This window comes from Plantactinospora solaniradicis (genome assembly GCF_042658085.1).
Taxonomy (GTDB): domain Bacteria; phylum Actinomycetota; class Actinomycetes; order Mycobacteriales; family Micromonosporaceae; genus Plantactinospora; species Plantactinospora solaniradicis.
In genome coordinates, this window is the sequence record NZ_JBHSPR010000010.1 from 377,349 (window position 1) to 393,023 (window position 15,675).

The window sequence follows — 15,675 nt, forward strand, 5'->3', positions numbered from 1 at the left end:
CCGCCCGGCCCACGCGACTCCTCGTCGCCCAGCCCACGCAACTCGCCCCCCTGCTCGCGGGACTCGTCAACCGGCTCGCGGGACTCGTAGGCCGCCCCGCACGACTCGTCAACCGGCTCGCACGACTCGTCGCCGATGGCGTTCGGCTCGGACCGGTCGGCACCGTCACCGGCCGGGGCGGAGGTCGACACGGCTACCGTACGCCGCGGTCGTGCCGGCCCACCGCGCCGAAGGCGCCCAGCCGCTCCGGATGATCGTCGTGATCGGACGGATCATCCGGACGCCAGAGCGGCAGATGCACCACCCCCGGTTCGACGATCGTGAAGTCGCCGAAGAACGCGGTGATGTCGGCCCGGGAGCGGAGCGTGATCTCGGTCGCCGTACGGGCCGACAGTCGCTGCGCGTCGAGCATCTCCGGCGGCTGGTCCTCGTACGTCGAATGGGAGAGCAGCAGGTAGCTGCCCGGCACCGTGGCGGCGCGCAGGGTGGCCAGGATCTCCGCCGGCCGATCGGCGTCCGGAATGAAGTGCACCACCCCGGCGAGCAGCACCGCGACCGGTCGGCCGAGGTCGAGCAGGCCGGACTTCTCCGCCTCGGCCAGGATCCGGTCCGGCTCGCGCAGGTCCGCGTGGATGACCCGGGTGTACTCGTTGTCGGACAGGATCGATCGGCTGTGTGCCACCGCGACCGGATCGATGTCGACGTAGACGATCCGGGCCTCCGGGTTGATCGCCTGGGCGACCTCGTGCACGTTGCCGACGGTGGGGATGCCCGAGCCGATGTCGAGGAACTGGTCGATCCCGTCCTGGACGAGCATCCGCACCCCACGGCGAAGGAAGGCCCGACCGGCTCGCATCGTCTCGGCCAGGTTCGGGGTCATCCCGGCGATCTGCTCGGCGAGGTGCCGGTCGATCTCGAAGTTGTGCGCGCCGCCGAGAAAGTAGTCGTAGACCCGGGCGGCGCTGGGCCGAGTCAGGTCGATGTCCGCAGGTAGCCCGTCCGGCAGTTGCATGTCGGCCTCAGCTCGTCACTCCGGCCCGCGCAGGGCTGCTCGGCCACGACCTGCACGGGCAGGCGGCGCCGGCAGCCCCGGGGGAGGATCGTGGTGATCGACCAACACTTTAGGGCCTGTGCACCCGATGTTCTACCGGCCGCTGGCCGCCGGGATAGGTTGGCCGCATGGCGGGGGCACAGTTCAACCGGGAGACCGGTGTCGATGACCGGTCGGCCCGACCGGCCTACCGGTTGGCCGGGTGGCCCGACCGCGCGGCCCGGCCCCGACCCGCGCCGCGGTGACCGATCCTCGCCCTGGCGCCGGGCCGTTCCGACGTGACCGCCAAGGCTCCGCGCAACGATTCCGATCCGAGCCGCACGACCTCGCCGGAGGGGATCGGGACAGGGCCCGGCAGGCCGATCTGCGGCGCAGTACGTCTGCCCTCGCCGCCGGGGCCTGCGCGCTGGCGGGTGCGGTGGCGGTAACCCTCGCCGTGGACGCCGGGCCGAGCCCGGGCTTCGCCGGCTACGTCAGCGAGGCCGGCGCCTCGACCAGCCCGAGCGCGTGGACGTACCGGCTGGGTCTGCTGGCCATCGCCGCCGGCCTGCTGCTGCTCGCCGTGGCACTGCCCCCGGCGCTCCGACTCGCGGCCGGGCTGCTCGTCCCGAGCGGCCTGGCCACGGTGGTGTCCGCCGGGGTGAGCTGCCGGAGCGAGTGTCCGCTGCCACCCTTCGACCGGACCACCCTCGCCGATCTGGTGCACGGCGGCGCGAGCATCGCGGCGGTCGCCGGAACCGTCTTCGCCATCCTGGCGGTGGCACTGACCCCCGGAGCGGCTCCGGCGCTGCGCCGGCTCGCCACGGTCGCCGCCGTGGTCGCCGTGCCGCTGTCGCTGACCGCCGGGGTCGCGCTGCTCGCAGTCGGCCGGGGCCTCCTGACGGGTACGGTCGAACGCCTGCTCCTGATCGACCTGGCCGCCTGGGGAGTGGCCACCGCGATCGCGCTCGGACCGGTCCGGCCGACCGGCGCCGCCACCCCACCCACCGCCATCAGCCCGGGTCACCCACCCGCCACCGGCCCGGGTGACCTACCCGCCACCGCCCTGGGTGACCGGCCGGACAGCGGCCCGGGTGATCCGCCCCGCACCGGCCGTCCCGGCGGCCCTTCGACCGGCCCCCGAATGTGACGTCGGTCGCTTGTAAGGCGCCTCACGTACTCCTGTCCTTTCACTAATCTCCTCCGTCGTCGTATCGTCATGCCGCGATGAACAACGTCTGGTTCCTGACTGTCCGCCTGTATGTCGATCTTCGACTGCAGGCCAGTGGCTGCTGTCCGAGCTGACGCGCCCCTCCGGACCGCAGACCACCATCCGGCCGCGACCGCGGACCCGCTGACCGGGACATCCGCTCCGCCGGACCCAGACCTCTTGGATTCCCTGATGCCCTCTGTTCTTCGCAAGATCCCATTCTCGATACAAATTCTGGCCGGACTCGTGCTCGGCGTCGCGCTGGGTTACCTGGCCCGGGCCGCCGACGTCTCCTGGCTCGGCACCACCCTGGACACCATCGGCAGTCTCTTCGTCCAACTCCTGAGGCTCGCGGTCCCGCCGCTGGTCTTCACCGCCCTGGTGGTCAGCGTGGTCAGCCTGCGCGGCGTGGCCAACGCCGCCCGGCTGGCGCTGAAGACCCTGCTGTGGTTCGGAGTCACCGCACTGATCTCGGTCGCCGTCGGCATCGGGCTCGGCCTGCTGACCAACCCGGGCCGGGGCGTCAACCTGGACGTCGGTGCGGCCAAGGCGCCCGAACGGACGGGTTCGTGGACGGACTTCCTGACCGGCATCGTGCCGGAGAACCCGGTCGGCGCGTTCGTCGAGAACAACGTGCTGCAGATCGTCTTCCTGGCCGTGGTCGCCGGAATCGCCTCGCTGCTGGTCGGCGCCGCCGCCGAGCCGTTCGTCAACTTCAACAAGGCGCTGCTGGCGATCACCCAGAAGGCGCTGTGGTGGCTGATCCGGCTCGCCCCGATCGGCACCCTCGGCCTGATCGGCCACGCCGTCGAGGCGTACGGGTGGGACCTGCTGGCGCCGCTGGCCAAGTTCACCACGGCGGTGTACGTCGGCTGCGCGATCGTGCTGCTCGTGGTCTACCCGCTGGTGCTCATCCTCGGTGGCCGGCTCAACCCGCTGCGCTTCTACGCCGGCACCTGGCCCGCCATCGAGTTGGCCTTCGTCTCCCGCTCCTCCGTCGGCACCATGCCGGTGACCCAGAAGTCCGTGGAGCGGCTCGGCGTCCCGCGCGAGTACGCCTCGTTCGCCGTACCGTTCGGCGCGACCACCAAGATGGACGGCTGCGCCGCGATCTACCCCGCGCTGGCCGCGATCTTCGTCGCCCAGGTGTTCGGGGTGAGCCTCAGCCCGCTGGACTACCTGCTGATCGCCTTCGTCTCGGTGGTCGGCTCCGCCGCGACCGCCGGGCTGACCGGCGCGCTGGTGATGCTCACCCTGACCCTGAGCACCCTGGGTCTGCCGCTGGCCGGCGCCGGCCTGCTGCTCGCGATCGACCCGATCCTGGACATGATCCGCACCGCGACCAACGTCGCCGGTCAGGCCCTGGTGCCCACCGTCGTCGCCGCCCGCGAAGGTGTCCTGGACCGCACCGCGTACGACAATGCCGGTCGGCGCGAACTGATCGACGCCGACCCGCCGGCCGAAACCGCCGACCCGCCGGCCGAAGCACCGACCCGGGACCGCGACCCGGCCCCGGTACCAGCCTGAGGTGTGAGGAAGGGCCCCTTCTTATGCAGAAAGCGATAAGAAGGGGCCCTTCCTCACACCCACACGCGATCCGCAGGGAGCACGATGAGCGTTCTGTTCAGTCCGTTGAAGATGCGGGGCGTGACACTGCCGAACCGGGTGGTGATGTCGCCGATGTGCCAGTACTCGGCCGGTCCTGACGGGCTGCCCACCGACTGGCACCGGGTGCACCTCGGCTCCCGGGCGGTGGGTGGGGTCGCCCTGGTGATCAGCGAGGCCACCGCCGTCGTACCGGAGGGGCGGATCAGCCCCCGGGACACCGGACTCTGGTCGGACGCCCACGTCGACGCCTGGCGCCCGATCACCGCGTTCGTCGCCGCTGCCGGTGCGGTGCCGGCCGTCCAGCTCGCGCACGCCGGGCGGAAGGGCTCGACGTACTGGCCGTGGTCGACCGTGAAGGGCGGGGTACCGGACGACGAGGGCGGCTGGACCCCGGTGGGGCCGGAAGCCGACCCGTTCCTGCCGTCGTACCGGGTGCCGGAGGCCCTGGACCAGACCGGCATCGCCCGGGTGGTCGACGCCTTCGTCGAGGGTGCGGCGCGGGCGCTCGCGGCGGGATTCCAGGCGGTCGAGATCCATGCCGCGCACGGCTACCTGCTGCACGAGTTCCTCTCCCCGCTGACGAACCACCGCACCGACGGCTACGGCGGGGACCTGGCCGGGCGGAGCCGACTGGCCCTGGAGACCACCCGCGCGGTGCGGGCCACGGTCGGCGACGACGTACCGGTGCTGGTCCGGATCTCGGCCACCGACTGGGTCGACGGCGGCTGGACGGTGGCGGACAGCGTGCTGCTGGCCGGTGCTCTCACCGACGCCGGAGCCGACCTGGTGGACTGCTCGTCCGGCGGCGCGGTGCCGGACGCCACCATCCCACTCGGCCCCGGTTACCAGGTGCCGTTGGCGGCCCGCGTCCGGCGGGAGAGCGGCGTGCCCACCGGCGCCGTCGGGCTGATCACCGAGCCCGAGCACGCCGAGGCGATCGTCGCGAACGGCGATGCCGATCTGGTGCTGCTCGGCCGGGAACTGCTGCGCAACCCGTACTGGCCCCGCAAGGCGGCGACCCGCCTCAACACCGCCCCCAACGTGCCCTCCCAGTACCTCCGGGCCGGCTGAGGTGTTAAGAAGGGCCCCTTCTTCTACAAAAAGCGATAAGAAGGGGCCCTTCCTTACACTTCAGAAGAGCACGGTGGCGAAGGTGCCGACCGAACGGAAGCCGCAGCGTTCGTAGACCCGGCGGGCCGGGGTGTTGTAGTCGTTGACGTAGAGGCTGACGGTGGGGGCTACCCGGGCGAGTGCGTCACGCACGACCGCCGCCATGGCGGCGGCGCCGATGCCTCGGCCGCGCCAGGCCGGGTCGACCCAGACTCCCTGGATCTGCGCGGTGCGCCGGGTGACGACCGCCAGTTCGGCCTTGAAGATCACCTGCCCGTCGACGAACCGGGCGTACGCCCGACGTCCCCGGACCAGCTCGGCGACCCGCTGCCGGTACGCCCGCCCACCATCCTCGGCCAGCGGCGACACGCCCACCTCCTCGGTGTACATCGCCACCGCCGCCGGAAAGAGCCGGTCGATTTCGCCCGCCCGGACCGGATGTACGTCCGGGTCCGGTTCCACCTGCGGCACCGTGCCGGTCGCCAGCAGCGGTTGGTTGGGGCGTACGTCCCGCGCCGGGCCCCACCGGGAGGAGAGCCGCTCCCAGAGCCCGAGCACCCCGTCGGCCCGCCCGACGATCGACGAGCAGCCCCGTTCCTCCGCGCCGAGCGCCTCCGCGAAGGCCGCGATCGCCGACCGGTTGGTGCAGACGGGGGTGAGCTGGCCGCCCAGCCAGCAGAGCGACTCGATGTGGTCCCGGGAGCCGTAGCCCAGCACCCGGCCGTCCGCCCGCCACCAGGACAGGCCGTTCGCGGCGACCCGTTCGGCCACCTGCGCGGCGGCGAAGGGGTCGAGTTCGAGGATCCGCTCCACCGCGCCACGCTCGGCCTCACCGAGCTGGCGTACCGGAACCATCAGCACACCTACCAGCCTGCCAGATCATCGGGCGGGCGGCGGGGCGGATCACCGGCCCTCGCCCGGGTCCGGCCCGGCGGCGTACCGCAGCCGGGTCAGGTGGCAACCGCCAGGTCCGTTACCGGCTCCATTGTCCGGGTCCGGGCGGCCCAGCCCACCACCGGCGGCACCAGCGCGCCGAGTACGACGAACAGCGCGCCGAGCACCAGCCAGCCAGGTATCCCCCAGCCGACCGCGAGGGTGGTCACCACGACCGGGGCGACCATGCCGCCGAGTTGCAGACCCATTCCGTAGACGCCCTGGTACTGCCCCTGCGCGTGGGCGGGGGCCAGCCCGAACGAGATTCCCCAGCCGGCCGCCGAGTGCCACAGTTCGCCGATCACGTGCACCAGCGCGCCGGTCACCAGCAGCGCGACCGCGGCGGCCGTCGGTACGGCTCCACTCGCGGCGAAGAGCAGGCAGGCCACCGCGATCGCCACTCCGGCCCGGCGGGAGGCCCGGGCCGCGCCCGCCACCTCCTCGGTGCCCCGGGAGGCCCGTACCTGGAAGAGCACCACCATCGTGGTGTTGACGAGGAACAGCGCCGAGATGAGCCACCGGGGTGCCGAGGTGTGTCCGGCGACCCAGAGCGGCAGCGCGATGTTGAGCAGGCCGAAGTGCATCGACATCAGGCCGTCCAGCGCGGTGAAGGCGAGGAACGGCCGGTCCCGCAGCCCGACGAGCCGGGGACCGTGCACCGGGGCCGGCATCGGCGGCAGCGGCGTCAGCCGGGCGGTGATCGCTGCCGCCACGAGGTAGGTGGCCGCGTCGATCAGGATAAGCGTGACGTATCCCGCGCGGCTGTCGGCGGCGATGGCGAACCCAGCGAGCACGGTGCCGACCGAGATCCCGACGTTGGTGGTGGCCCGCAGGTAGGCGCGGGTGCGGACCCGCTGGTCGGGCGGGACGGCTCCGGCGATCAGGGCGCCCCGGGAACTCCGGGCCGCAGCGTCGGCGACCGCCGTTCCGGCGCCGACGAGCAGGAACCCGGGGAACGACCGGACGCCGATCAGCGCCACACCACAGCCGGCGGAGGCGACCAGCGCGGCGAGTTGGATGCCGCGCGGGCCGTACCGGTCGGCGAGGTAGCCCATCGGCGTGCTCGCGAGCAGGCCGATCGCGGCGGTGATGGTGAGCCCGACGCCGACCTGCGCCACCGACAGCCCGACCGAGCGGGTCAGGAAGAGCGCGGTGGCGGTCAGCCAGACGCCGCGGCCGATGGTGTTGACCAGGCTGGCGAGGGTGAGGATCCGGGCCGCGCCCGGTGCGGGAAGGAGCTGCACGCCACCCAGCTAACAGTACGTACGTACGGTTTGTTAAGTGGTTTGTATCCCAGGTCATAACCGCCGGCCGGCCGGGCGGCCCGCATCCGGGCCGGGGGTCAGGCGGATTCCCGGACCACCAGCTCGGTGGGGAAGATGACCGCCGCGTACGAGTCGCCGGCCAGGTGGTTGAGGAGCAGCCGGACCATCTCGGCACTGATCCGGCCATACGGCTGCCGGATGGTGGTCAGCCGGGGCACGGAGGTGGTGGCGACCTTGGAGTCGTCGAAGCCGCCGACCGCGACGTCGTCCGGCACCCGCCGGCCGGCGCGGTGCAGCGCGGCAATCGCCCCGGTGGCCATCAGGTCCGAACCGACGAAGACCGCGTCCAGGTCGGGTACCTGGCGCAGCAACTGCTCCATCGCCGCCTCGCCGGCCGCGTGCGTGTAGTCGCCGGTCACCACGAGACGCGGATCGGACTCCCCGAGTACGTCGTGGTAGCCGGCGAGCCGGTCCACCCCGCCGGAGGTGTCCAGCGGACCGGTGATGGTGGCGATCGTGCGGTGTCCCCGGGACCGCAGGTAGCTGACCATCTGCCGGGCGCCGCCCCGGTCGTCGGCGGCCACGTAGCTGACGTCCCGGTCCCGCCCGAGAGGCCGCCCGCAGGCCACGAAGGGCAGGCCACGCTCCTCCAACTCGTCCAGCAGCGGGCTGCCGGCGTGGCTGGAGATCACCAGCGCCCCGTCCACGTGGCCGGCGGTGACGTACCGGCCGACCCGCTTGCGGTCCTCCTGGGTACCGGCGATGGTCAACAGCAGCGTGATGTCGTGCTCGCTGAGCTCCTGGGTGCAGCCGCGGAGCAGGATGTTGAAGTTCGGATCCTCGAAGAGCCGGTCCTGCGGCTCGGACAGGATGAACGCCACCGAGTCCGAGCGCTGGGTCACCAGGCTCCGGGCGTGCTGGTTGACCACGTACCCGGTCTTGCGGATCGCCCGGCGGACCGCGTCCAGCGCCGGGCCGCTGACGTTGTGCCCCCCGTTGAGCACCCGGGAGACGGTGCCCCGGGAGACCCCGGCCACCGCCGCCACGTCGTCCATGGTCGGGCGGGGCCGGGCACGGCGGATACGGCTTCGATCAGGCGCGGTCACGCTGCCATTGTCCCCGTGTCGGCCGGCGGCAGCGGTATCGGCGGTTGTGACACACCTCGCCTACGCCTTGACCGATCCGGAGATCAGGTCCACCCGCCAGTACCGCTGGAGCGACAGGAAGAGTGCCACCAACGGAATGATCGACAGCAGCGACCCGGTGATCACCAGCCGGTACAGCGCGGGTTGGGTCGAACCCTGGTTGAGCAGCGTGTAGAGCCCGAGCGTGACCGGGAACCGGTCGTCGTCGGCGAGCATGATGAACGGCAGCAGGAAGTTGTTCCAGATGGCGACGAACTGGAACAGGAAGACGGTGATCAGTCCGGGCACCATCATCGGCATCGCCACCCGGCGGAAGATCCCGAACTCGCTGGCCCCGTCGACCCGGGCCGCCTCGATCACCGAGTCGGGAACCGCCGCGGCGGCGTAGATCCGGGCCAGGTAGATGCCGTACGGGCTGACGATGCTGGGCAGCAGCACCGACCAGTACGTGTCGGTGAGCCCCACCTTGGCGAGCAGCAGGTACTGCGGTACGGCCAGGATGATCCCCGGCACCAGCACCCCGGCGATCAGCACGTTGAACACCACCGACCGGCCGACGAACTGGTACTTGGCCAGGGTGTAGCCGCTGAGCCCGGAGACCGCCGCGGAGAGTACCGCGCCGACGCCCGCGTACAGGGCGGTGTTGAGCATCCACCGCCAGAAGATCCCGTCGCCGTACGTCGACAGGTCGGTCAGGTTGCTCAGCAGCGAGGTGCTCGGGGCGAAGGTGAAGGTGGTGAACAGGGTCGACCCGCTCTTGGTCGACGCGACCAGCACCCAGGCGACCGGCAGCAGGCAGTACAGCGCGCCGATCAGCAGTAGGGCGGTGGGCACCAGCTGGGCCCGCCCCGGCCGGCTCGGCCGACCGCTCGCGGCGGTCCGGGTGGCCGGCACCGGCCTCGTGGTGGTGCTCTCGGCGCTTTCGATCACCATCTCAGCGCTCCTGTCCGAATGCCCGGTTCTGCACCAGCCGCAGGAAGCCGAAGGAGAGCACCAGGGTGATGGCCGCGATCAGTACGGAGGTGGCGGCGGCGGCGTACTGGTCGTCGGTGGCGAAGGCATCGCGGTAGACCTTCATCAGCGGCGTCCAGGTCGACGAGATCGAGTTGGTCAGCGGCGAGAGCGCCATCGGCTCACTGAACACCTGCAACGTGGCGATCATGGTGAAGACAGTGGTCATCACGAGCGCCGGTACCAGCAGCGGGATCTTGATCCGGAGCGCGATCTGCACCTCGGAGCAGCCGTCCAGCCGGGCCGACTCGTACAACTCCGTCGGAATCGCCCGCAGCGCGGTGTAGAGCACGATCATGTTGAACCCGACGCCGCCCCAGAGCGCGATGTTGACCACCGCGAAGAAGACCGCGTTCTCGCCGAGCAGGTCCGGTTCCGGCAGGCCGAACTCGGCCAGCAGGTAGTTGAGCGGGCTGGTCGCGGGCAGGTAGAGGAATCCCCAGAGCAGGCTGGCGATGATCGCCGGCACCGCGTACGGGAGGAAGATCGAGGTCCGGGCGAACCGGCCGAACCGGGCCCGGGGCCGGTCCAGCAGCAGGGCGAAGAGCAGGGCCAGGCCAAGCATGATCGGGACCAGCAGCGCACCGTAGCCGAGCACCCGCAGCCCGCCGGACCAGAGTTCCGAGTCGGTGATCGCCGCGCGGTAGTTCTCCAGCCCGGCGAAGATCTCGGTCCGGGCACCCCGGCCGAGCCCAAGGCCGGACACCCGGACCTTACGCAGGCTCAGATACGCCGCGTACCCGATCGGCACGATGACGAACAGGACGAACAGGATCACCGCCGGGGCGAGGAAGGCGTACGGGGCTGCCGTACGCCTTCCCCGGCGGCCGACCCGGGTGGTGGCCGTTGACATCGACTCTCCGTTCGGTCAGCCGGTTCGCGGCGGTCAGCCGGCGATGGTGAAGCCGTTCTTCTTCATGTCGGCCACGGTCGCCGACTGCATCGCCTCGACCGCGCCGCTGAACGGCGTACGGGCCGTGATCGCCTTCGCGAACTCGTCCTGGTACACCTGGTAGGTGACGTTGACATTAGGCCCCCAGGTGACCCCGGCCGCCGTCTCGGCGATCTGCTTGGCCATCGGGTAGAAGTCGGCCTGGTTGGCGAAGAAGTCCGGCGGCTGGGCCAGGCCCGGACCGGCCTGGGCGTCCCGGGCCGCCGGGTAGACGGCGCACTCCCGGACCAGCATCGCCGTGGCGTTGGCGTCGGTGTTCAGCCAGCTGGCGAACTTGACCGCCGCCGTCTTGTGCTTCGACGCGGCGGTGACCCCGGTGGAGGAACCGCCCCAGTTGCCCGTCCGGTTCTCTCCGGCGTTCCACTGTGGAAGCGGAGCCATCGCCCACTTGCCCTTGGTGTCGGGCGCGTTGCCGGTCAGTACGCCCGGCGCCCAGACGGCGCTCGGCCAGGCCAGCAGGCTCCCGTCGTTGAGCGCCTTGTTCCACTCCGGGGTGTACATCGGTTTCCCGTCGACCACGCCCTCGGTGACCAGGCCACCCCAGTAGTCCGCGACCTTCTTGGTGGCCGCGTCGTTGACGCTCACCCGCCACGACTCGCCGTCGATCCCCCACCAGCTCGCCCCGGCCTGCTGCGTCAGGCCCGCGAACCATCCTGGGTCGGTGGCGGAGAACGTGGTCAGGTGGTGCTTCTTGCTCTTGCCCCGTACGGTCCGGGCGGCCTGGGCGAACTCCTCCCAGGTCTTCGGCACGGTCAGTCCGAACTGCTGGAACAGGTCGGTGCGGTAGTAGAGCATCATCGGGGCGGCGTCCTGCGGAACCGCGTAGACCGCCTCGGTGCCCAGGGTCACCTGCTGCCAGGTGCCCTCGGCGAACTTGTCCTTGAGCGGCTTGGTCTGCCCGGCGATGTCGGCGAGGACATCGTTGCTGACCAGCGTCGGCAGCGCCTGGTACTCCACCTGGGCCAGGTCCGGCGGGTTGCCCGCCTTGGCCGCGGTGAGCAGCTTGGTGACGATGTCCGCGCCCCCGGCCTGCTTGCTCAGCGTCACCTTCATGTCGGGGTTGTCGGCGTTCCACCGGTCGACGAGCTTCTCTATGTTGGGTGCCCAGGACCAGAAGGTCAGCTCGACCGGCCCGGTGGGCTCCTCCGGTTCGTCGTCCGAGTTCGAGGTGCAGGCGGCGACGAGACTGGCGCCGAGCACCAACGCCAGGACCTTCGCGCCGAGCGATCGGGTCATCTCAACCTCTCAGTTTCCGCTGTGTCATCTGCTGTTGATCGGACAGAAACAACTGGGAGCGCTCACAGTCTTGGACTACCGGTCGATCATGTCAAGGGACCTTCTAATGCTTGTTCTCCTTGTAGATCAGTGTGCAATCATGCGCACTACCGTTGGGAGCGCGCACAGTTCGGAGATCCCGCATGAGTCAGACCCCGCACCTCGTGGTAGCCGCAGCGGACGCACCGGGCCGGGCCGGGCCACTGCCCCGGCTGGACCGCCTGGCGTACGGCGGCGACTACAACCCCGAACAGTGGCCGGAGCACGTCTGGGCCGAGGACGTCGAGTTGATGCGTACCGCCGGGGTGAACCTGGTCAGCGTCGGCATCTTCTCCTGGGCCCTGCTGGAACCGGCGGAGGGCAGTTTCGAGTTCGGCTGGCTGGACCGGCTGCTCGACCTGATGCACGAGGCCGGGATCGCGGTCGACCTGGCCACTCCGACCGCCGTCCCACCGGCCTGGTTCCGTCGCCGCCACCCGGAGGCCCGGCTGGTCGACCGGCACGGGACGACGCTCGGCGGCGGCGCCCGGCAGTCGTTCTGCCCCTCCTCGCCCGCGTACGGCGAGGCGAGCGCCCGGATCACCGAGCAACTGGCCCGGCGCTACGCCGACCACCCGGCCCTGGTGCTGTGGCACTCCCACAACGAGTACGGCGGCGTGAACGCACTCTGCTACTGCGACACCTCGGCGGCGGCGTTCCGGGACTGGCTGCGTGACCGCTACGGCGAACTGGCCCGCCTCAACGACGCCTGGGGCACCACCTTCTGGGGCCAGCGGTACGGCGACTGGGCGGAGATCGAACCGCCGCTCGCCGCGCCGACGGCGGTCAACCCGGCCCAGCAGCTCGACTTCCTGCGCTTCTCCTCCGACACGCACCTGGCCAACTTCCGCCGCGAGCGGGACATCCTGCACCGCCTCTCCCCCGGCGTGCCGGTGACCACCAACTTCATGCTCGCCAACTGCAAGACGATCGACTACTGGCGCTGGGCCGACGAGGTGGACGTGGTCTCGAACGACCACTACCTGCGGGCCGAGGAACCGGACAACCACATCGAACTGGCCATGTGCGCCGACCTCACCAGGGCCGTCGCCTCAGGCCGGCCCTGGCTGCTGATGGAGCACTCGACCTCGGCGGTCAACTGGCAGCCGCGCAACCTCGCGAAGCGGCCAGGGGAACTGCGCCGCAACAGCCTGGGGCACCTGGCCCGGGGCGCCGAGTCGGTGCTGTTCTTCCAGTGGCGGGCCGCCCGGTTCGGGGCGGAGAAGTTCCACTCCGCGATGCTGCCGCACGGCGGCACCGACACCCGGGTCTGGCGCGAGGTGGTGGCGCTCGGCGCCGAGCTGCCCCGGCTCGAACCGCTGCGCGGCACCCGGGTCCTGGCCGACGTCGCGATGCTCTGGGACTGGGAGTCCTGGTGGGGGCTGGAACTGGACTGGAGGCCGTCGGTCGACCTCGACTACCGGGAGCGGATGGCGGCGTACTACGAGCGGCTCTGGCGGGACGGTCTCACCGTCGACTTCGCCCACCCGGAGCGACCGCTGGACGACTACCGGCTGGTCGTCGTACCGAGCCTCTACCTGACCACCCCGGCCGCGGCGGAGAACCTCCGGCGGTACGTCGCCGGCGGTGGCACGCTCCTGGTCTCGTACTTCTCCGGGATCGTGGACGGGAACGACGCCATACACCCGGGTGGGTTTCCCGGCGCGCTGCGTGACCTGCTCGGGCTGACCGTGGAGGAGTTCCTGCCGCTGCGAGCCGGCGAGACGGTACGCCTCGGTCCCGCCACCGCGGACCTCCCCGGCTCCTCGGTCGGGTCCACGCCACCTGTCGGATCCGAGTCGCTGGTTGGCGACGTCTGGGCCGAGGTCGTGTCGCCGCGCGGCGCCGAACCGGTGCTGTCCTACTCGGACGGTCCGGCGGCTGGTCGCCCGGCCGTCACCCGGCACACCCTCGGCGCCGGTCACGCCTGGTACGTCTCGACCCGCCTGGACGCGGCCGGGTTGGCTCCGGTGCTGGGTGCGGCGTACCGGGACGCCGGCCTGGTTCCGCCGGACGGGGCAGCCGACGGGGTCGAACTGGTCCGGCGGGCAGGAGCGGACGGCAGCCGTTTCCTGATCGCGCTGAACCACACCGACCGGGAGGTGGAGTTGCCGGCGACCGGCGTCGACCTGGTGCACGGCACCCGGCACGACGGCGTGGTACGGCTGCCGGCCGGCGACGTACGCGTGCTCCGTACCTGACCGGCGGCGGGTCCCGTCGGTCCCCAGGAGCTGAGGTCACGAGCGCCCGCTGGGTCGCCCCGGAGTGCCCGTCGCGGCACCCTTGACATCGTTGGACACGGATGGTTCTGTGAGCGCTCACAGCCTCACTCATCCAGTACGGACCAGATATCAGAGTTGTCCCAGCTCATGCCCTTCGTCTTGGAGCTGTGAGCGCTCCCAACCCCGCGTGGCAGGCAGCGGTGGCGCCGGGCAGAGCCGCCATGGCACCGCTTTCGTTCAAGGAGGAACGTTCGCCGATGCAGAGCAGGAAGTACGCAGTCGCGGCCGTGGCGCTGGTCGCCGTCGCCGCCGTCGTCGTACCGGATATCGGTCGACCGGCGGCGGCCGGCGGCACGCCCGGAGCCGGCCCCGGGGCCGGTGTGGTGAACCCGGGATTCGAGACGGCTGGCGACCTCGGGTCGCCCGTCGGCTGGTCGGAGCGCGGCCAGCGGTCCGCCAGCTACGTCGAGCCGGGTGGCCGCTCCGGCGCGAACCGGCTCACCCACCGGGCCGACCGGCCGTACCGGGTGGAGACCTCTCAGCGGCTCACCGGGCTCCGGCCGGGCTACCACACGCTGCGGGTCTCGGTCCGGGCCAGCGGCGGACAGCGGGACGCGCACGTCGCGCTCACCGGCTGCGGCGGGGCGACGCAGCGCGTCGACCTGCCCCGCACCGGTGCCGACTGGTGGGTCCAGGTCGCGCTCACCACCCGGGTCAGCGCCAGCCGGTGCACGATCGACCTCGTCTCCGACGGCAACGCCGGGGACTGGGCGCACTTCGACGACCTGAGCTTCACCCGGTCCGACGGCCCGGCCGGTGGCCCGGCACTGCGGATCGCCGGGGCCGACGTGTCGCACCTGACCAAGAACGAGCACTACGGCGCGGTATACCGGGACCGGTCCGGCCCACCCCGGGACGCGCTGCGGATCCTGCGGGCCAACGGCGTCAACTACGCCCGGCTGAAGGTCTGGGTCAACCCGGCCGACGGGTTCAGCGACAAGGACGACGTACTCGCCAAGGCCCGGCGGGCGCACGCGCTCGGCATGGGCCTGCTGATCGACTTCCACTACTCGGACACCTGGGCCGATCCCGGCAAGCAGTTCAAGCCGGCCGCCTGGGCGGAACTGCCGTTCGACCAGCTCCGGCAGGCGGTCTACGACCACACCTACGACGTGATCGGAAGCCTGCGCCGGCAGGGCACCCCGGCCGACATGGTCCAGATCGGCAACGAGATCAACGGCGGGATGCTCTGGCCGGACGGGCGCTGGGACAACTGGGACGGGCTGGCGGCGCTGCTCACCACCGCCAGCACGGCGGTCACCGACGTCTCACCCCGGAGCAAGGTGGCCCTGCACCTGGCCGAGGGTGGCAACAACGGCGGCCACCGCTGGTGGTTCGACAACGCGGTCAGCCGGGGCGTCCCGTTCGACATCATCGCCGTCTCGCACTACACCTACTGGCACGGCCCGCTCGGCTCACTCCAGGCCAACCTCTTCGACCTGACGAGCGCGTACGGCAAGCCGGTGATGGTGGTGGAGACCGGGTACGGCTTCACGCTGGCGGAGAACGACCACGAGGCGAACATCTTCAACGCCTCGTTGCAGCAGACCAGTGGCTACCCGGCGACCCCGGACGGCCAGGCCGACGCGATGCGGGACATGGTCACCACCGTGGCCGCCGTACCGGGCGCGCTCGGCGTCTTCTACTGGGAACCGACCTGGACCGCCGTCGACGGCGCCGGCTGGGATCCGGCCGACCCGACCTCGGGTGACGGCTGGGAGAACCAGGCCCTGTTCGACTACTCCGGCCGAGCCCTGCCCGCGCTACGGGTGCTCGGCGATTCGGTGAGCCCGAAACGGTAGGCCGGCAACCGCT

General features: G+C 71.3%; 12 protein-coding genes. 5 read left to right on the forward strand and 7 right to left on the reverse strand.

Annotated features, from left to right (window positions below; translation table 11 throughout):
- Positions 1–193: 193 nt before the first annotated feature.
- A complete protein-coding gene (locus ACFP2T_RS14210) occupies positions 194–1,012 on the reverse strand; it encodes an SAM-dependent methyltransferase (protein ID WP_377421559.1) in 819 nt (272 codons plus the stop codon).
- A 280-nt stretch (positions 1,013–1,292) separates the two neighbouring features.
- On the opposite strand from ACFP2T_RS14210, the gene ACFP2T_RS14215 reads away from it, so the two are divergent.
- The 3 genes from ACFP2T_RS14215 (at position 1,293) to ACFP2T_RS14225 (ending at position 4,919) form a co-directional block, all read left to right on the forward strand.
- On the forward strand, positions 1,293–2,180 hold the full coding sequence (locus tag ACFP2T_RS14215) for a DUF998 domain-containing protein (RefSeq protein WP_377421560.1): 888 nt from the start codon (positions 1,293–1,295) through the stop codon (positions 2,178–2,180).
- 252 nt (positions 2,181–2,432) lie between these two features.
- Entirely contained in the window at positions 2,433–3,767 is a 1,335-nt protein-coding gene (locus ACFP2T_RS14220; protein WP_377421562.1) for a dicarboxylate/amino acid:cation symporter, read from the forward strand.
- An 84-nt stretch (positions 3,768–3,851) separates the two neighbouring features.
- Entirely contained in the window at positions 3,852–4,919 is a 1,068-nt protein-coding gene (locus tag ACFP2T_RS14225; RefSeq protein WP_377421564.1) for an NADH:flavin oxidoreductase/NADH oxidase, read from the forward strand.
- 60 nt (positions 4,920–4,979) lie between these two features.
- Here the strand turns inward: ACFP2T_RS14225 and ACFP2T_RS14230 are convergent, their stop codons facing one another.
- From ACFP2T_RS14230 to ACFP2T_RS14255, 6 genes are all read right to left on the reverse strand, one after another.
- Positions 4,980–5,819 carry a GNAT family N-acetyltransferase gene (locus ACFP2T_RS14230; protein ID WP_377421565.1) on the reverse strand — a complete coding sequence of 280 codons (840 nt, stop codon included), beginning with the start codon at positions 5,817–5,819 and terminating at the stop codon, positions 4,980–4,982.
- A gap of 89 nt (positions 5,820–5,908) precedes the next feature.
- Positions 5,909–7,135 (reverse strand): MFS transporter, encoded by a 1,227-nt coding sequence (locus ACFP2T_RS14235; RefSeq protein WP_377421567.1) that lies wholly within the window; start codon positions 7,133–7,135, stop codon positions 5,909–5,911.
- A gap of 98 nt (positions 7,136–7,233) precedes the next feature.
- Positions 7,234–8,262, reverse strand: coding sequence for a LacI family DNA-binding transcriptional regulator (locus tag ACFP2T_RS14240; protein WP_377421569.1), 1,029 nt, complete (start codon positions 8,260–8,262; stop codon positions 7,234–7,236).
- Between the two features lie 60 nt (positions 8,263–8,322).
- A complete protein-coding gene (locus ACFP2T_RS14245) occupies positions 8,323–9,234 on the reverse strand; it encodes a carbohydrate ABC transporter permease (protein ID WP_377421571.1) in 912 nt (303 codons plus the stop codon).
- A gap of 1 nt (position 9,235) precedes the next feature.
- Complete coding sequence (locus ACFP2T_RS14250; protein WP_377421573.1) at positions 9,236–10,165, reverse strand: carbohydrate ABC transporter permease; 930 nt, start codon at positions 10,163–10,165, stop codon at positions 9,236–9,238.
- A gap of 33 nt (positions 10,166–10,198) precedes the next feature.
- Positions 10,199–11,500 (reverse strand): ABC transporter substrate-binding protein, encoded by a 1,302-nt coding sequence (locus ACFP2T_RS14255; RefSeq protein ID WP_377421575.1) that lies wholly within the window; start codon positions 11,498–11,500, stop codon positions 10,199–10,201.
- A 182-nt stretch (positions 11,501–11,682) separates the two neighbouring features.
- On the opposite strand from ACFP2T_RS14255, the gene ACFP2T_RS14260 reads away from it, so the two are divergent.
- The gene (locus tag ACFP2T_RS14260) at positions 11,683–13,779 is read left to right on the forward strand and encodes a beta-galactosidase (protein ID WP_377421577.1); all 2,097 of its coding nucleotides are present in this window, start codon (positions 11,683–11,685) and stop codon (positions 13,777–13,779) included.
- Between the two features lie 278 nt (positions 13,780–14,057).
- A complete protein-coding gene (locus ACFP2T_RS14265; protein WP_377421578.1) occupies positions 14,058–15,662 on the forward strand; it encodes a glycoside hydrolase family 53 protein in 1,605 nt (534 codons plus the stop codon).
- Positions 15,663–15,675: the final 13 nt, after the last annotated feature.